This is a genomic window from Halomonas sp. KM007 (genome assembly GCF_050709225.1).
Lineage (GTDB): Bacteria > Pseudomonadota > Gammaproteobacteria > Pseudomonadales > Halomonadaceae > Vreelandella > Vreelandella hamiltonii.
In genome coordinates this window covers 674,578-692,838 of record NZ_CP136131.1, presented here as the reverse complement: position 1 = coordinate 692,838, position 18,261 = coordinate 674,578, and the positions used below count along the sequence as shown (strand labels likewise).

14 protein-coding genes are annotated in these 18,261 nt (G+C 62.3%); 13 read left to right on the top strand and 1 reads right to left on the bottom strand.

Features of this window, described 5'->3' with window-relative positions; genetic code table 11:
* Window positions 1–87 precede the first annotated feature (87 nt).
* The 4 genes from RVM27_RS03210 (at window position 88) to RVM27_RS03195 (ending at window position 5,564) form a co-directional block, all read left to right on the top strand.
* Complete coding sequence (locus RVM27_RS03210) at window positions 88–2,232, top strand: methyl-accepting chemotaxis protein (protein WP_498957342.1); 2,145 nt, start codon at window positions 88–90, stop codon at window positions 2,230–2,232.
* A 34-nt stretch (window positions 2,233–2,266) separates the two neighbouring features.
* Entirely contained in the window at window positions 2,267–2,458 is a 192-nt protein-coding gene (locus RVM27_RS03205; protein WP_287807753.1) for a hypothetical protein, read from the top strand.
* A 130-nt stretch (window positions 2,459–2,588) separates the two neighbouring features.
* Entirely contained in the window at window positions 2,589–4,433 is a 1,845-nt protein-coding gene (gene ilvD / locus RVM27_RS03200; protein WP_081193648.1) for a dihydroxy-acid dehydratase, read from the top strand.
* 75 nt (window positions 4,434–4,508) lie between these two features.
* Entirely contained in the window at window positions 4,509–5,564 is a 1,056-nt protein-coding gene (locus RVM27_RS03195; RefSeq protein ID WP_498940756.1) for an oxidoreductase, read from the top strand.
* A 1,088-nt stretch (window positions 5,565–6,652) separates the two neighbouring features.
* On the opposite strand, the gene nudE is transcribed toward RVM27_RS03195, so the two are convergent.
* On the bottom strand, window positions 6,653–7,267 hold the full coding sequence (gene nudE / locus RVM27_RS03190) for an ADP compounds hydrolase NudE (RefSeq protein ID WP_498957341.1): 615 nt from the start codon (window positions 7,265–7,267) through the stop codon (window positions 6,653–6,655).
* Window positions 7,268–7,337: 70 nt separating this feature from the next.
* Between nudE and yrfG the strand changes: the two genes are divergently transcribed.
* The 9 genes from yrfG to RVM27_RS03145 all read left to right on the top strand — a co-directional run bounded on the left by yrfG (window position 7,338) and on the right by RVM27_RS03145 (window position 18,159).
* Complete coding sequence (gene yrfG / locus RVM27_RS03185) at window positions 7,338–7,985, top strand: GMP/IMP nucleotidase (RefSeq protein ID WP_100731821.1); 648 nt, start codon at window positions 7,338–7,340, stop codon at window positions 7,983–7,985.
* Window positions 7,986–8,063: 78 nt separating this feature from the next.
* Window positions 8,064–8,453 (top strand): ribosome-associated heat shock protein Hsp15, encoded by a 390-nt coding sequence (gene hslR, locus RVM27_RS03180; protein ID WP_039183812.1) that lies wholly within the window; start codon window positions 8,064–8,066, stop codon window positions 8,451–8,453.
* A gap of 54 nt (window positions 8,454–8,507) precedes the next feature.
* The gene (gene hslO, locus RVM27_RS03175; protein ID WP_498957340.1) at window positions 8,508–9,383 is read left to right on the top strand and encodes an Hsp33 family molecular chaperone HslO; all 876 of its coding nucleotides are present in this window, start codon (window positions 8,508–8,510) and stop codon (window positions 9,381–9,383) included.
* A gap of 313 nt (window positions 9,384–9,696) precedes the next feature.
* Complete coding sequence (locus tag RVM27_RS03170; protein WP_193461988.1) at window positions 9,697–11,253, top strand: phosphoenolpyruvate carboxykinase; 1,557 nt, start codon at window positions 9,697–9,699, stop codon at window positions 11,251–11,253.
* Between the two features lie 263 nt (window positions 11,254–11,516).
* Window positions 11,517–12,869, top strand: a complete 1,353-nt coding sequence (gdhA, locus tag RVM27_RS03165; protein ID WP_498957339.1) for a glutamate dehydrogenase — start codon at window positions 11,517–11,519, stop codon at window positions 12,867–12,869.
* 134 nt (window positions 12,870–13,003) lie between these two features.
* Window positions 13,004–13,417 carry a nucleoside diphosphate kinase regulator gene (rnk, locus tag RVM27_RS03160; RefSeq protein WP_218314711.1) on the top strand — a complete coding sequence of 138 codons (414 nt, stop codon included), beginning with the start codon at window positions 13,004–13,006 and terminating at the stop codon, window positions 13,415–13,417.
* A gap of 89 nt (window positions 13,418–13,506) precedes the next feature.
* The gene (locus tag RVM27_RS03155; RefSeq protein ID WP_498957338.1) at window positions 13,507–15,861 is read left to right on the top strand and encodes a Tex family protein; all 2,355 of its coding nucleotides are present in this window, start codon (window positions 13,507–13,509) and stop codon (window positions 15,859–15,861) included.
* A gap of 139 nt (window positions 15,862–16,000) precedes the next feature.
* Window positions 16,001–17,641 carry a glutamate--cysteine ligase gene (gene gshA, locus RVM27_RS03150; RefSeq protein WP_498957337.1) on the top strand — a complete coding sequence of 547 codons (1,641 nt, stop codon included), beginning with the start codon at window positions 16,001–16,003 and terminating at the stop codon, window positions 17,639–17,641.
* The gene (locus RVM27_RS03145; protein WP_498957336.1) at window positions 17,638–18,159 is read left to right on the top strand and encodes a disulfide bond formation protein B; all 522 of its coding nucleotides are present in this window, start codon (window positions 17,638–17,640) and stop codon (window positions 18,157–18,159) included. Before gshA ends, RVM27_RS03145 begins: the two co-directional genes overlap by 4 nt.
* Window positions 18,160–18,261 lie beyond the last annotated feature (102 nt).

The window sequence follows — 18,261 nt, the reverse complement described above, 5'->3', positions numbered from 1 at the left end:
TATATGGCTATCTGAGGATTAACGCGACTTAATACGTTGGATAATGAGAGAACTCAAAAAAATCGAATAACACCCCTGGGGGCCGCGATGCGTAACAACCAGCCTGTGACACAGCGCGAATACGTGCTGGACGAAGAAACCGTTCTGATTTCTCGCTCCGACCTGAAAGGCAACGTGACCTACGCCAACGCAGCCTTCGTGGAGGTCAGCGGTTACAGCCGTGAGGAGTTGATGGGGGCACCCCACAACATGATCCGACACCCGGACATGCCCGAGGCCGCCTACGCCGACTTCTGGAAAACCATCCAGGCAGGCGGCACCTGGCAGGGTACGGTCAAGAACCGTCGCAAGAACGGCGATCACTACTGGGTCAATGCCACCGTGGCACCGCTGCGCGATGGCGAGCGGATCGTGGGCTATACCTCGCTGCGCCGCAAGGCGTCTGCCAAGCGGATCGCCCGGGCCGAGCAGGTGTATGCCGAGATTCGTGCCAAGGGCAAATCGCGCCGCTATCGGTTGCACCAGGGGGCACTGATTCGGCGTGGCCTGGGTGGGCTTGTGGCGCGCTTTCAGTTCAGTAGTTTAAAGGCCAAGCTGACGGGGATGGTCATTACCGCGCTGTTGCTGCTGGGCATGGCGGGGGGGCTTGGCGTCTATGGGTTGATGGTGTCGGGGGAGCGGTTGGATACGCTGAACCGCTCGGGGCTCGAGGCGATTGCCAACCTGCAGCTCATGGAGCGCCAGGTAGGGCTCACCGTCGAACAGCTGGAGCCCGCGGTGCGCAACCCGCGCCGGGTAGACTTGGTGGCCCTTGAATCGCGGCTGCAAGAAGTCACTCAGTCGGTCCAGACCCTGTGGGATGAGTATGAGTCGGATAGCGCAGCCGCTCCTGACGTGCTGCAAGTGGTCGAGGCGTCGTTGAATGCCTGGATCACTGGCGTGACCAGCGCCATGACGGCGGTCAGTCAGGCCAACGGCTTTGCCGCGTTCGAAGCTTTCAATGATGCCGTGCAGCCCGCCACCGAGCAGTTGCGACAGTTGAGTGACCAGCTCGTCGATGCCGAGCGGGAAGGCGCCCATGCGCTGGTGGCTCTGGCGCATCAGGGCCGTCAGCAGATGCTGGTGGCGCAACTGGTGCTGATGGCCGTAGGGCTACTGGTGATGATCGGCTTGAGCGTGATGATCCTGCGCTCGGTGATGCGCAGCCTGGCGGGAGCGCGCTACATGACCTTCCAGATTGCCGCAGGCAACCTGGCCGCCCGTGAGCGTCGTCAAAGCAACGATGAGCTGGGAGAGCTGCTCTATTCACTGGACACCATGCGTTTCAGCCTTTCCAGTATCGTCAGCGAGGTCGAAAACCGAGTGGCGGTGGTGACGCCTGCGATTCAGCAGATCGCCGCCGAGAACGAGGAGCTGGCATCGCGTACCGAGCAACAGGCCTCCTCGCTGCAGCAAACGGCCTCCAGCATGGAAGAGATGACCTCTACCGTGCAGCAGAATACCGACAACGCGCGCCAGGCCACCGAGCTCGCGCAGCAGAACGCCCACAGCACTCAGGAAACCCGCCAGCAAATGGAGCAGTTGGTGGAGCGCATGCAGCGCATTGCCCAGCGCGCCGAGAAGATGACCGAGATGATCGGCGTGATTGATGGCATTGCCTTCCAGACCAATATCCTGGCGCTGAACGCCTCCGTCGAGGCCGCTCGGGCCGGGGAGCATGGTCGCGGCTTTGCCGTGGTGGCCAGCGAAGTGCGTACCTTGGCCAGCCGCAGTGCTGATGCTGCCCAGGAAATCCGCAAGATGATCGACAGCACCACTCAGGAAGTCAGCGGTGGGCGCAGCGCCGTGGAGCAGGCCGAAAGCGCCATCGAGAACGTCGTGCGTCAGGTCAATCAGGTGAGCGAACTGATGGCCTCGATCAGCACCGCTTCCAGCGAGCAGAGCAGTGGAATCGGCCAGATCAACTCGGCGATTGCGGAGATGGACAACGTCACACAGCAAAATGCCACCAAGGTTCAGTCCATTGCCGCCTCCGCAGACAACCTGACCCTGGAAGCCTTCGAACTGGCCAACGTGGTCGATGCTTTCCGTTTGGAGGGTGCCCAGGACGAGAGCGTAGCGGCGGCTCGGGAGAAGCTGGCGCGGGTCAAGAAAGCCGTGCCTCAGCAAGCAGCCGCGCCATCCCGTCACGCGCTTGGCCACCAGCAGGACGAGCCATGGGAGACCTTCTGATCGGTGCGTTTAATCAGCATTGACCAATGAAGCCTTGGACCTTGCCAACGTGATCGCGGCTTTCCGCCTGGAAGGGGCCGAGGAGGAGAGCAGCGAAATGGCGCGGATTCGCGTGGCGCGTGCTGGGCAGTCGGCCAGCTTGCCGTCACCCTCGGCCTCTTCGTCAGCGCCGTCGAAGCGTCCGCTGGTGAAGGCTCGTGCCGCGGAGGAGTGGGAGACGTTCTGAAGCGGGTGGGGTATTGGATGTCGTCTACGTCTAGTCTCAGCGGTTCGCTCATGCCACAATCGAAGACCGCTGGATTCACCCGCCCGCCACCTCGTATGTGGCGGGCCATGATAAAGACGTAGAGGACACCATGCCCCAGTATCGCTCCCGTACCACTACCGCTGGCCGCAACATGGCAGGCGCTCGTGCCCTTTGGCGTGCCACCGGCATGAAGGATGACGACTTTCACAAACCGATCATCGCGGTAGCCAACTCGTTCACCCAGTTCGTGCCCGGCCATGTGCACCTGAAAGACATGGGGCAACTGGTTGCCCGCGAAATCGAAAAAGCGGGTGGTGTTGCCAAAGAGTTCAATACCATCGCCGTGGATGACGGTATCGCCATGGGCCACGACGGCATGCTCTACTCGCTGCCCAGCCGCGATATCATTGCCGACAGCGTCGAGTACATGTGCAACGCTCACTGTGCCGATGCGCTGGTGTGCATTTCCAACTGCGACAAGATCACCCCCGGAATGCTGATGGCCGCCATGCGGCTCAACATTCCCGTCATTTTCGTCTCCGGCGGCCCCATGGAAGCCGGCAAGACCAAGCTTCTGGATCACGGCCTGGATCTGGTCGATGCCATGGTCATGGCCGCAGACGATAGCGTCGACGACGAAACCCTGGCAGAAGTCGAGCGCAGCGCATGTCCCACCTGTGGCAGCTGCTCGGGGATGTTCACCGCCAACTCCATGAACTGTCTGATGGAGGCGCTGGGCCTGGCACTTCCCGGTAACGGCACCGTGCTGGCGACCCATGCCGATCGCCGTCGCCTGTTCGAAACGGCGGGCCATCGTATCGTCGAGCTGGCCAAGCGTTATTACGAAGGCGAAGAGGCACACCTGCTGCCCCGCGCCATTGGCAACAAGGCCGCCTTCAAGAATGCCATGACCCTGGACATTGCCATGGGCGGTTCCACCAATACCATTCTGCACCTGCTGGCGGCGGCTCAAGAGGCAGAAGTCGACTTCACCATGGCGGATATCGACCGCCTTTCCCGTGAAGTGCCGCAGCTGTGCAAAGTGGCGCCCAATACTCAGAAATACCATATCGAAGACGTGCACCGCGCGGGTGGCATCATGGCCATTCTGGGCGAGCTGGACCGGGCGGGGGTGCTGGATACCTCGGTGCCCACCGTGTACGGCGACAGCCTGAAAGCCGCGCTGGACGAGTGGGATATCATGCGCTCGCCCAGTTCAGAAGTGGTCGAGTTCTTCAAGGCCGGCCCGGGGGGCATTCCGACCCAAACCGCGTTCTCCCAGAGCGCCCGTTGGCCAAGCCTGGATGGCGACCGTGCCACCGGCTGTATCCGCGACCTGGAGCACGCCTTCTCCCGTGAGGGTGGCCTTGCCGTGCTCTACGGCAACATCGCCCTGGATGGATGTGTGGTCAAGACCGCTGGTGTAGACGACTCCATCCTGGTATTCGAGGGCAAGGCTCACGTGGTGGAGTCCCAGGATCAGGCAGTGGCCAACGTGCTGGATGGCAAAGTCAAAGAGGGCGACGTGGTGGTCATCCGCTACGAAGGCCCCAAAGGTGGCCCCGGTATGCAAGAGATGCTGTACCCCACCTCCTACCTGAAATCCAAAGGGCTGGGCAAGGCGTGCGCGCTGCTGACCGACGGCCGTTTTTCCGGGGGCACCTCGGGCCTGTCGATTGGTCACGTATCACCTGAGGCCGCCGCCGGGGGCGCCATCGGGCTGGTCGAACAGGGCGATACCATTCTGATCGACATCCCCAACCGCACCATCAACGTGCAGCTGAGCGATGCCGAGCTGGCCAAGCGCCGCGAGGCCATGGAGTCGCGTGGCAAGGACGCCTGGAAGCCCGTCGAGCAGCGCCCGCGCAAAGTCACGCCTGCTCTCAAGGCCTATGCCCTGCTGGCCACCTCCGCCGACAAGGGCGCGGTACGCGACCTCTCCAAACTGGATTGATCGGCGTATCTCACAGCCCGCGAAAGCGGGCTGTTTTTTTTGTGGTATATCACCCAACACCTATCGAGGAGCGTCATGAAGGCGACGATCAATGTGGGCCTGGTCGGCTATGGCTTTGCGAGTAAAACGTTTCATGCGCCGCTGATTCAGGCGGTACCGGGGTTGGAGCTGGTGGCGGTGTCTTCCAGCGATGCCAGCAAGGTGACTGCCGACTTGCCCCAGGTGGCGGTCGAGCGCGAGGCTCTGGCGCTGTGTCAACGCAAGGATCTGGATCTGATCGTTATCCCAACGCCCAATGATACTCACTTTCCCCTGGCCAAGGCCGCGCTGGCGGCAGGCAAGCATGTGGTGGTCGACAAACCCTTCTCCGTCACGCTGTCGGAGGCCAGGCAGCTCAAGGCCCTGGCGGCGGATAAAGAGTGCCTGCTCTCGGTATTTCACAATCGCCGTTGGGACAGCGACTTCTTGACCGTCAAGGCACTGCTGGCCGAAGGCACGCTGGGGCGAGTGACGGGCTTCGAATCCCGCTTCGATCGTTTTCGTCCGGAGGTGCGCGACCGCTGGCGCGAAAAAGCCGCGCCCGGGGGCGGCATCTGGTACGACCTGGGGCCTCACCTGCTGGACCAGGCCTGCGAGCTGTTTGGCATGCCCCACGCCATCCTGCTGGAGATCGGCGCGCGCCGAGACGCCGCCCATGCCGACGATGACTTCCTGGCCTTGCTGGAGTACGACGACTGCCGTGTCAGCCTGAGTGCAGGCACCCTGGTGGCCGAACCCACTCCCCGCTACCGCCTGCATGGCACGCTGGGCAGCTATGTGAAGATGGGGCTCGACCCACAGGAAGCGCGCTTGAAAGCAGGCGAGACCCCCACCCCGCACTGGGGGCAGGACATTCCCGGCACGCTCACCCTACGCAAAGGGCAAGGCGAAGATGCCCCGCTGGTCAGTCACGAACACCCCACGCTACCCGGCGACTACCTCGCCTATTACCAGGGCGTTGCCGACGCCATCCGCCAACAAGCCCCCCTCCCAGTCTCCGTCGAGGACGCCCTGCGCAGCATGACCTTGCTCGAAGCCGGCCTCGACAGCCACCGCCAACGCCGCTGGATAGCGTTGAAGCACCACTCATAAAGCCGACCGTGTATTGAATGCCTGCCTGAATGTGGAGCGGCAGGGTGGTTTCGTGGCCTCATCGGGGCGGCTGGCCGCCGCCCTTCGCGGGTGCCTCATTTGCTCGTGCCTCGCAAGATTCGTTACGCCGCGCTACGGGGTGTTGCCGGAATTTGGAGGGTCGGGGTACCCGTAGCGCGGCGTAAGCGGAGCGCACCCGCGAAGCAGCGCGAGGAGCGCTGCCTATGGGGGCTCGGGGGTGGGCGGTGGCGCGGTTGGTTGTGGTGGCATGATCGGGGCGGCTGGTGCCGCCCTCCGCGGGTACCTCTTTGCTCGTGCCTCGCAAGATTCGTTACGCCGCGCTACGGGAGGCTGTATGTGCTTGGGGGCGGTATAACCGTAGCGCGGCGTAAGCGGAGCGCACCCGCGAAGCAGCGCGAGGAGCGCTGCTGATGGGGGCTCGGGGGTGGGCGGTGGCACGGTGGGGGATGGTGGCGTGATCGGGGCGGCTGGCCGCCGCCCTTCGCGGGTGCCTCATTTGCTCGTGCCTCGCAAGATTCGTTACGCCGCGCTACGGGAGGCTGTATGTGCTTGGGGGCGGTATAACCGTAGCGCGGCGTAAGCGGAGCGCACCCGCGAAGCAGCGCGAAGAGCGCTGCCGATGGGGGCTCGGGGGTGGGCGGTGGCGCGGTTAGTTGTGGTGGCTCCATCGGGGCGGCTGGTGCCGCCTTCGCGGGTGCCTCATTTGCTCGTGCCTCGCAAGATTCGTTACGCCGCGCTACGGGAGGTTGCCGAAATTTGGAGGGGCGGGTTACCCGTAGCGCGGCGTAAGCGGAGCGCACCCGCGAAGCAGCGCGGAGAGCGCTGCCGATGGGGGCTCGGGGGTGGGCGGTGGCACGGTGGGGGATGGTGGCGTGATCGGGGCGGCTGGCCGCCGCCCTTCGCGGGTGCCTCTTTCGCTCGTTGCTCTCGCTCAATCGTTACGCCGCGCTACGGGGGGTTGCCGGAATTTGGAGGGTCGGGGTACCCGTAGCGCGGCGTAAGCGGAGCGCACCTGCGAAGCAGCGCGAGGAGCGCTGCCGATGATGGCGCAGGGGGGTAATACGGCACTAGAGCAAATCAATGCTGTTGCTGCGCTGCTCTTCGCGTAATCGGTCGCGTGCGATGTAGAGGGCGGCGATGGCGCGTGCTTCGTGGAAGTCTTCTCGAAGCAGCAGTGCGGGGAGCTCTTCGATGGCGTGAGTTTCCACGATCAGCGGTTCGGGCTCGTCGCCGGGCAGGCGTTTGGGGTAGAGGTCGGTGGCGATCAGTACCTGCATGCGGTGTCGCATGTAATTGGGGGCCAGCGAGAGTTCCACCAGCGGCTCGATGCGGTGGGCGCCAAAGCCGCACTCTTCCATGAGTTCACGGTTGGCGGCGGCCACGACATCCTCGCCGGGGTCCACCAAGCCTTTGGGCAGGGTGAGTACGTAGTCCTCGAAACCGGCCGCGTACTCGCGAATCAGCAAGACGTGTTCCGGGTCCGGCATGGCGATGATCATCACGGCGCCACGGTCGGCGCCGGTGAGGCGCTCGAACTGGCGCTCCTCGCCGTTCGAAAAGCGCAGGTCCAGCGCCTCGATCTGAAACAAGCGGCTTTGGGCCACGGGGTGACGAGCCAGAATCGTGGGCTTGCGCGGGTAGCGCTCAGTGACGTCGCTGGTGGTGGAATCGTCGCGGTCCATCATGCCTCCGTGGCTGCAAAAAACGGGTTACGCTACAATAGCACGCTTACTCTCAAAGACTGGAGTGGCCATGATTGATTGGCGCGAGATCGACACGGTGCTGTTGGACATGGATGGCACGCTGCTGGACCTCCACTTCGACAGCCACTTCTGGCTGGAGCATCTGCCACGCCGCTACGTCGAGCTGCACCAACTGGATCAAGCCAGTCAGGAAGCGCTGAAGAGCCGCATCATCGGTGAGCAGGGCACTCTGAACTGGTACAGCCTGGCCTATTGGAGCCGCGAGCTGAACGTCGATATTGTGGCCCTCAAGCGTGAAGTACAGCACCTGATTGGGTTACGTGGCGATGCACTGGATTTCCTTGGTTGGCTCAAGCAGGCCCATCCTCGTGTGGTGCTGGCCACCAACGCCGACCGCGCCAGTCTTGCACTGAAATTACCGCTCACCGGGTTGGAAAACTACCTGGATGCCATCATCTCCTCGGAAGACGTTGGCGCTGCCAAGGAGGAGCAGGCCTTCTGGTTCGCGCTGCAGGAGCGAGAACCCTTCGACCCCGCACGCACCCTGTTCATCGACGACAACGCTCGGGTGCTTGAAAGCGCCAGAGAGTTCGGGATCAAGTACTTGCTAGGTATCAAACAGCCCGATAGCCAGCGGCCCGAAAAAGAGCTGCAGGAGTTCGTGGCCCTGGACCGATTTGCCCAACTGTTGCCATGAGTGCGGCCTGGGCATCGGCCACTGAGTGATCCGCCAGTGGCGGCCTTCAGGGGCAGCCAATAGATGAGGAGAGTGCCAATGAGCGACAGCGTTCGCCTGGACAAGTGGCTATGGGCTGCACGGTTTTTCAAGACCCGCGCCCTGGCCAAGAAAGCGATAGAAGGCGGCAAGGTTCACTATAACGGTGAGCGTGCCAAGACCAGCAAGAACGTCGAGCTGGGGGCGCTGATTCGCGTGCCCCAGGGCTGGGACATTTACGAGGTGGAAGTCACGGCGCTTTCAGACCAGCGCAGGGGCGCTCCCGAAGCGCGCACCCTGTATGCCGAAACCGAGGCCAGCGCCCAGCGTCGTGCCAAGGAAACCGAGGCGCGTCGGCTCACCAACGAAGCGATGCAGCACCCCCTCAAGCGCCCCGATAAGAAGCAGCGCCGCGATATACACCGATTTCAACGCCAGCAGGGCGAGTAGCGTCGCTGACGCCTGCCTTGTCGACGTTCCCCTTTCTCTCTTCATGGTTTCACTATGTCTGATCAGATCCAGCGTTTCCTGTTTGACCAAACCAACGTGCGTGGCGAAATCGTCACGCTGAGCACCGCCTATCAGGACGTGCTCGATCGTCATGCCTACCCACCGGCGGTCAATGCCCTGCTGGGCGAGCTGCTGGCAGCGGTGGCCCTGCTGACCGATACGGTCAAGCTGGACGGTACGCTCAGCATCGAAGTGCGCGGCCAGGGCGCGCTGGCGCTGCTGATGGCAGAGTCCAATCCGGGCGGTGAGCTGCGCGCCATTGCACGTATCGCCGAAGAGGCCGCGCTGCCCAGCGAGCAGGCCAGCTTCCGTGAGCTGGTCGGTGACGGCCAGATCATGATCACCTTGGACCCCAACGAGGGGCACCGCTACCAGGGCATCGTGGCACTGGATCACGATACGCTGAGTGGCTGCCTGGAAGCCTATTTCGGCCAGTCCGAACAGCTACCTACCCGGCTGTGGCTGGCCGCCGATGGTCAGCGAGCGGGTGGGCTGCTGCTGCAGCGCTTGCCGGATGCCTCGCAAAACCAGGACGTGGATGCCTGGGAGCGCAGCGTGCACCTTGCCGAAACGATCAAGAACGAAGAGCTGCTGGGGCTGGAGCAGCGTGAGGTACTGTATCGGCTCTATCACGAAGAGACCGTCAGGGTCTTCGAACCCAAGGCGCTGCGCTTTGGCTGCACCTGTTCACGGGAGCGTATGAGCCATGCGCTGTACACCCTGGGCAAGGAAGAGTTGATGGATATTCTCCAGGAGCAGGGCGCCATCGACACCCAATGCCACTTTTGCCACACGAAATATCACTACACCGCCGCAGATATTGAAATTTTGTTGGAAGACCCGGGCGCACCACCGCCAGTCATTCACTGATTGTGTAGTCGGCTCCTGATGGGGTGGGCTTTCAGGCGGCCTGGCGCCACCCCAGAGGAGACAATGCGCTCGGCGCGCCCAGCAAACGGTTGTTTGAAAATATACTGCGCTGCAACACAAAATGTAGTGTCATTGTAGTAGTTTAACTACAAGATATTTGCGAGAAGCCCCCGTTTCCCGGGGGCTTTCTTTTTGCCATAATGCGCCGGACTTCAGCGCGCCCAGCCCGTTTGCGAGTGGTTGGGATGACTTTTAAAGGCGTCGTACGACGCCCGGTAAACGAGATAAACGGCCGCAAGGCCCAGGAATCGACATGACCACGACTCAAGCCGCTCCTCAAGCCCACGTCAATCTCAGCAGCGCCGAACTGATCGAGCGCGCCGTGGCCCGTGGTGAAGGTCGCCTCTCGGCGAACGGAGCCCTGGTAGTCAACACCGGCGCACGCACCGGGCGTTCACCGAAAGACCGTTTTATCGTCGATGAGCCCTCCACCCGTGACAGCATCGATTGGGGCAGCGTCAACCGCCCGTTCGACGCCGAGAAGTTCTCGGCGCTGTGGGCGCGTGTCGAAGACTACCTGGAAAGCCGTGAGCGCTTCGTGGCCGAGCTGCACGTGGGCAGCGACAACACCCACTACCTGCCGGTACGTGTCACCACGGAAACGGCCTGGCAAAACCTCTTTGGCCGCACCATGTTCGTGCGCCCGCTGGCCTACAACCAGGCCGCCAAGGAAGAGTGGACCATCCTCAACGCTGCAGGCTTCGAGTGCGACCCGAACCGTGATGGCACCAACTCCGACGGCTGCGTGATCATCAACTTTGCCGAGCGCAAGGTGCTGATCGCCGGCATGCGTTACGCCGGTGAAATGAAGAAAGCCATGTTCTCGGTGCAGAACTACCTGCTGCCCGCCGCCGACGTACTGCCGATGCACTGTTCTGCCAACGTGGGTGAAGATGGCGAAACCTGCCTGTTCTTCGGCCTCTCCGGCACCGGCAAGACCACGCTCTCCGCGGATCAGGCGCGCTTCTTGATTGGTGACGACGAGCACGCCTGGGGCGACGGCATCGTCTTCAACATGGAAGGCGGCTGCTACGCCAAGTGCATCGACCTTTCCGAGAAGAACGAACCGGTCATCTGGAACGCCATCAAGTTTGGCACCGTGCTGGAAAACGTCGTGCTGGATGACCGCCGCGAGCCGGACTACGCCGACGACAGCCTGACCCAGAACTCCCGTGCCGCCTACCCGCTGGAGCACGTCGAGAAGCGCGTGGCCGAAAACCTGGCGGGTGAGCCCAACGCCATCGTATTCCTGACCTGCGACATGTCGGGCGTTCTGCCGCCGGTGTCCATCCTGTCCAAGGAAGCCGCAGCCTACCACTTCCTGTCGGGCTACACCGCCAAGGTCGGCTCCACGGAAATGGGCTCTTCCGAAGGTCTGGCGGCAACGTTCTCTACCTGCTTCGGCGCACCGTTCTTCCCGCGTCCGGCCCGTGAATACGCCGACCTGCTGATCAAGCGTGTCGAAAAGAAAGACGCCCAGGTGTACCTGGTGAATACGGGCTGGACCGGTGGTGCCTACGGTGAAGGCGGCTCGCGCTTCTCGATCCCCACCACGCGCGCCATCATCAGCGCGATTCAGTCAGGTATCCTGCGTGATGTCGAGACCAAGCACATCGACGGCCTGAACCTGCAAGTGCCGCTGGCCGTGCCGGGCGTGGACTCCAGCCTGCTGGACCCCCGCGACACCTGGGCCGACCGCGACGCCTACGACCGTCACCTGCAAGACCTGGCCACCAAGTTCGTTGACAACTTCAAGAAGTTCGAAGGCGTCAACGAAGCGATCATCAAAGCTGGCCCGCAACTGACCTGATACTCGCTGTTTCATCGCTTCAAGGGAGGGTGCCTGGCACCCTCCCTTTTTTATTTTCCGCGGCGCTTCGTTAAATCATCGTTTATCAAATTTGGTTAATGCACCAATAGTGGGCAAAAAAATTGCGACTTTAGTCGAGTTGCGGCCGGTTTTTTGCCCATACCGAACCGGCATAGGGTATGCAGAAAAACGCCGTCACAGTTAAATACCGTCATGCGCTGGCCAGCATAACGACAGTCTCATTACGGTAACGGTACGACGCCATGCCCTACGTTCATGACACCCTTGCGCGGCTAGCCAAGAGTAGCCCTGCTCAAACCGAGTTCTATCAAGCCACCGAGGAAGTGCTCGAGTGCTTGCGCCCCCTGTTCGAGCGTTCGCCGCATTATCACCAGCACAGTATCATCGAGCGTATGATCGAGCCTGAACGGCAGATCATGTTCCGCGTCAGCTGGCTGGATGACAAGGGTCGGGTACAGGTCAACAAAGGGTATCGAGTGCAGTTCAACTCGGCCCTGGGGCCTTATAAAGGGGGGCTGCGGTTTCATCCCAGCGTGACCGCAGGCACCATCAAGTTTCTGGGGTTCGAGCAAATCTTCAAGAACGCGCTGACCGGCCTGGCGATTGGCGGCGGCAAGGGCGGCGCGGACTTCGACCCCAAGGGCAAGTCGGACAACGAAATCATGCGCTTCTGCCAGTCGTTCATGACCGAGCTGTACCGCCACGTGGGGCCCCATAGCGATGTGCCCGCCGGCGATATCGGCGTGGGCGCCCGCGAGATTGGCTATCTGTTTGGCCAGTACAAGCGGCTGACAGGGCGTTACGAAGGGGTGCTGACCGGTAAAGGGCTGAATTGGGGCGGCTCGCTCGGGCGCAAGGAGGCCACCGGCTACGGCGCGGTCTACTTTGCCCAGAACATGCTGGCCGCCCAGGGGGAGAGTCTGGCAGGCAAGACTTGCCTGGTGTCCGGCGCGGGCAACGTTGCCATCTATACCATCGAAAAGCTGCTGGAACTCGGTGCACTACCGGTGACCTGCAGTGATTCCAAGGGCATGATTCATGACCCTCGTGGCATCGACCTGGGGCTGCTCAAGCGTCTGAAGGAAGTGGAGCGTGTTTCCCTGGAGGCTTACCTTCACGAGCATCCTGAGGCACACTATGTGGCGGCACGGGATTACCCCGCCGATGGCCATGCCGTATGGCGGCTACCGGCGCAGGTAGCGTTTCCATGTGCCACTCAGAACGAATTGACCGAACAGGATGCCCAGGCGCTCATCGCCAACGGGGTGAGCTGTATCAGTGAAGGGGCCAACATGCCCTCTACCAAGGCGGCAGTGGAGCGCTTTATTGCCGCCAGGCTCGCCTACGGCCCCGGCAAGGCCGCCAACGCCGGTGGCGTGGCCACGAGCCAGCTGGAAATGGCCCAGAACAGCAGCATGGAGCAGTGGTCGCTAGAGAAGGTCGATGACAAGCTCAAGCGCATCATGGCCGATATCTATCAGCAGTGTGCTGACACGGCAGAAGAGTTCGGCGAACCCGGTAACCTGGTGCTCGGTGCCAACATCGCAGGCTTCCGCAAGGTCGCCGATGCCATGATCGAGCAGGGCGTTACCTGATCATGTCAGTGGCCTGGTCGATTGAGTTACCGGGTCACTTTAAATAAGCTATCCTGCATGTAGCGGATATCCACAGTCCTTTCCCTTTGGGGAAGGGCTGTTTTTTATGGTCGGTATCATCAAGGAGAGAGACCATGGGGCAGCGTCCTCCAATCATCATCAACCGTCTCGATGCAGAGCGTCTGCAGCGACTGATCGATCAAGCACCGGAAAAGGATCAGATGGTGGCGGAATTGCTCGAAGAAGAGCTGCTGCGCGGTGAGGTGCTCGACCCGCAGGACATTCCCGATAACGTCGTGAGCATGAATAGCCAGATCCGCTTCACCGACCTGACCCGTGGGCGGCAAATGATCCGCACGCTGGTCTATCCCCATGCGCTGGCCAGCGTGGAAGATGGTATTTCCGTCATGGCGCCGATCGGGGCTGCGCTGATTGGCTTGAAGGTGGGCGATGTCATCGAATGGCCGCTACCCAATGCCACTGAAGTGAAGTTGCGAGTGGATGCCATCTTCTGGCAGCCCGAGCGGGAGAAGCAATTCCACCGCTAAGGCGGTCTCGGGCGCGCAAGCCATGCCAGCACAGGTGCTTTGTGGTACCGTGTCGGCACCTCGAAGGCTGCATGAGCTGGTTGCACGTTATGGATGTCAAACAACGGATTATTGCGCGCCTGGCGTCAGAGCTGGGCGTACGACCTGAACAAGTCCTGGCCACGGTGGAATTGCTGGATGGCGGCGCCACCGTGCCCTTCATCGCCCGCTACCGCAAGGAAGTGACCGGCGCGCTGGACGATACTCAACTGCGCCAGTTGGATGAGCGCCTGCGTTACCTGCGCGAACTGGAAGAGCGGCGCGAAGCCGTGCTGGCGGCCATCGATGAACAAGGCAAGCTGGACCCCGCGCTCAAGGCCACCATCGAGGCTGCCGACACCAAGCAGCGCCTGGAAGACCTCTACCTCCCGTTCAAGAAAAAGCGCCGCACCAAAGCCCAGATTGCCCGGGAAGCCGGTCTCGAACCTCTGGCGGATGCGCTGCTGGCCGACCCCACCCTCGACCCGGAAAACGAAGCAGCACGCTACCTGCGCCCGGCAGAAGGGGAAGTGCCCGCCATCGAAGATGCCAAGGCCGCCCTCGACGGTGCCAAGCAGGTTCTGATGGAGCGCTTTGCCGAAGACCCCGAGCTGATCGGCCAACTGCGTGAGCGGCTCTGGCAGGAAGGCGAGCTGAGCGCCCGGGTGCTGGAAGGCAAGCAGCAGGAAGGCGCCAAGTTTTCGGATTACTTCGAGCACGACGAAAAACTCGCCAAGGTGCCCTCGCACCGTGCGCTGGCCATGTTCCGTGGCCGCAACGAAGGGATTCTGGGGCTGGCCATTCGCTTGCCCGGTGAAGAAGACGCCCCGGTGCATCCTGCCCAGGTGGCCATTGCCCGTCAGGTCGGTATTCGCGATGAAGGGCGCCCGGCCGACAAGTGGCTGGGCGAAGTGGTGCGCTGGACCTGGCGTGTCAAACTCTACACCGCACTGGAAACCGAGCTGCTGGGCCGCCTGCGCGAACAGGCCGAGCAGACCGCCATCGATGTCTTTGCTGCCAACCTGAAAGACCTGCTGCTGGCGGCCCCGGCGGGGCAGAAAGTCACCCTGGCGCTGGACCCCGGCCTGCGTACCGGCTGCAAGGTAGCGGTCATCGATGCCACCGGTCAGTTCATCGACCAGGCCACCATTTACCCCCACGCTCCCCAGAACCGCTGGAACGAATCGCTGGAGGTGCTGGCGCGGCTGGTCAAGCAGCATCGCGTGCAGCTGATTGCCGTGGGCAACGGAACCGCCAGCCGTGAAACCGACAAGCTGGCCGGGGAACTGGTGAAGGCGCTGGCGCCCGCGCAGCCGCTGAGCAAGGTCATGGTGTCGGAGGCCGGGGCATCGGTGTACTCGGCGTCGGAATACGCGGCCCGTGAGCTGCCCGACCTCGACGTCACCATCCGGGGGGCAGTCTCGATTGCCCGCCGCCTGCAGGACCCGCTGGCCGAGCTGGTGAAGATCGAGCCCAAATCCATCGGGGTAGGCCAGTATCAGCACGACGTCTCTCAGGGGCAGCTCTCGCGCAGCCTGGAAGCCGTCATCGAAGATTGTGTTAACGCGGTGGGCGTGGACCTCAACACGGCCTCCAGCGCATTGCTCTCCCGAGTGGCTGGCTTGAGCGCCGCGATGGCCGAAAACATCGTCGCGCAGCGCAACCTGCAGGGTGCCTTCAAAAGCCGCAAGGAACTGCTCGGCGTCAGCCGTCTGGGGCCCAAGACGTTCGAACAGTGTGCCGGTTTCCTGCGCATCAGCAATGGCGACAACCCGCTGGATGCCAGCGCCGTCCACCCAGAGGCCTATACCCTGGTCGAGCGCATCGCCAAGCAGAGTGGGCGTGACCTCAAGGGCCTGATTGGCGACAGCGCCACCCTCAAGGCGCTGAAGCCCGCCGATTTCGCCGATGAGCGCTTCGGGGTGCCCACTGTCAGCGACATTCTCAAGGAGCTGGACAAGCCAGGCCGAGACCCGCGCCCGGAGTTCAAGGCGGCGGAGTTCCGCGAAGGCGTGGAAACGCTCAAGGACCTCACCCTGGGCATGGTGCTGGAAGGCACGGTGACCAACGTGACGCACTTCGGCGCGTTCGTGGATATCGGGGTTCATCAGGATGGCCTGGTGCATATCTCGGCCTTGTCGGAGCGGTTCATCGACGACCCGCGCAGCGTGGTCAAGGCGGGCGACATCGTCACCGTCAAAGTGATGAGCGTCGATATTCCCCGCAAGCGAGTCGGGCTTTCCATGCGTCTCAGCGATGAACCAGAGCAGCCTGAGCAAAACGGCAGCCGCGCCGCTCAGGAGCCGCGCAAGCCTGCGCGCAGCAGCCGTCAGGCGGGCCAGCGCCAGGGGCAGCAACAGGGCAATGCACCGGCGGCCATGGGTGCCTTGGGTGCCGCGTTGTTGAAGGCCAAGCGGGGCAAATAGTCGCGTGTCTTGAAAAACACAGGGTTGCCGCCATATCCTGCCCACTATTCCCTATCAGGTAGGATACAGCTCATGGTCACGCCCGCCGGTTTCCACAAGGCCTGCGTCATGCAGGCCTTATCAACAAGGAGTGTTCACCTTGTCTGAACCACTCACGGTGCCTACGTCGCTGACCGCTCAGGTCGAGCGCCTGCTCCCCAGCGCCCGTCTGGGTCGTTTGGGGCGGCTGCGTCGCGGGCTAGAAAAAGAGGGGCTGAGGGTCGATGCGCAGGGCCATATCGCACAGACCCCACACCCCCAGGCGCTGGGCTCCAAGCTGACCCACCCGCACATCACTACCGACTACTCCGAAGCGCTGCTGGAGTACATCACCCCGGTGTATTCGGAACCCAAGGAGGCTCTGGCCTTTCTGTCCGATCTGCATACCTTTACCTATCACCATCTCGATAACGAGTGGATCTGGCCTGGCAGCATGCCTTCCCGGCTCTCCGGTAACGACAGCGTGCCGATTGCCGACTACGGCAGCTCCAACGTGGGCACCATGAAGCACGTTTACCGCAAGGGGCTCGACGTGCGCTACGGGCGGATCATGCAAGCCATTGCCGGGGTGCACTACAACGTCTCGCTGCCTGAAGACATGTGGTACGCCCTGCGCGAGATGGAAAAAGCCACCCACGTACCGTTCAACGACTACCGTTCGACGCGCTACTTTGGCTTGATTCGTCACTTCCGCCGCCATAGCTGGCTGCTGCTCTATCTGTTTGGTGCGTCTCCCGCCGTGGACAAGAGCTTCCTGCCCAACGGGCAGGTGCCGGACAAGCTGCAGCCGCTCGGTGACGATACTTATATCGCCCCCTACGCTACCACGCTGCGCATGTCCGACCTGGGGTATCAGAACAAGGTCCAGTCGCAGCTGAAAATCTGCTTCAACTCGCTCTCCAACTACGTCAACACCCTGCGCCATGCGATTTCCACACCGTGGCCCGATTATGAAGCGCTGGGCGTTCGGCAAGGCGATGAGTGGCAGCAGCTCAATGCCAATATCCTGCAGATCGAGAACGAGTATTACAGCGATATTCGCCCCAAACGCGTGGCGCGGCACAACGAAACCCCGAGCCAGGCACTCGAAGCTCGTGGCGTCGAGTACATCGAAGTGCGCTGTCTGGACCTCAACCCCTTCGATCCGTTGGGCGTCACGGAAGTGCAGATGCGCTTCGTCGACACCTTCCTGATGTGGTGTCTGCTCAGTGACAGCCCCTGGATTTCCGATGAAGAGTGTGACCGCCTGGATGACAACCGTCGCCTGGTGGTGGAGCGTGGGCGTGACCCTGAGCTGCGTCTCGTGCGTCAGGGGGAATCGGTGACGCTCCCCGAGTGGGGCGAGCAGATCTTCGCGGAAATGGCCGAGGTCGCTCGGCTGCTGGACGCCGTGGAAGACGACGCCCCCCATGCGGCCGCCCTGGCGGCGCTACAGCCCCGTTTGCGCCAGCCCGAGCTGACGCCCTCTGCGCAACTGCTGGCGAAGCTGCAATCCGGCAACGGCTCGCTCAGCGAGACTCTGCTGGGCATGGCCCAGGAGCAGGCAGAGGCCTTGAAGAGCACCCCCATGCTGCGCTCACGGGAAGCGCTGCTGGCACAGCTCATCGACACCTCGCACCAGCAGCAGCGTGATATCGAAGCCGCGGATCACGAAAGCTTCAGCACCTTCCTGGAAACCTACTTCACCAAGGCGCGGGAATCGCGAGCGCTATCGGCCATTACACCTGAGGATGGGCAATGACCTCATCAGCTATTCGTCCGGTCGCGCTACTCGGCGTCGCCTTCTGTATCCTGATGATGGCCGTGGCGCTAGGACTGGAGCACATTGGCGGGCTGGAGCCTTGCCCGCTGTGCATCTTCCAGCGCGTCGCGGTCATCGCCGCCGGGCTGGTGTTGGCCGTGGCTGCCATCCACAACCCCCGCGGCCGTTTCGGCAAGGGGCTATATGGCGTGCTCAGCCTGGCGGCGGTGGGTACAGGGGCGTTTATCGCAGGCCGCCATGTCTGGCTACAGAGCCTGCCCGCCGATGAAGTGCCCAGCTGTGGCCCAGGGCTGGACTATATGATGGATATTCTGCCCATGCAGGACGTCGTGGCCATGGTGCTCACCGGCTCCGGCGAGTGCGCGGAAATCGACTTCATGCTGCTGGGGCTGTCGCTGCCTGGTTGGACGCTGGTCGGGTTCCTCATTCTCGCCCTGGTACCGTTACGTATGTTATGGCTGGCCGTGACAGGGCAGGGTACGTTAGCCAAGCGTTGATTATTCAAGGCACACTCGGCAGTATCAAGGAAATCGTGTCCGTCTGCATTGACAGGGCTAGAAGGAACAGCGAGTCTAGCCCTGATGAAGGCGGCTATCAGC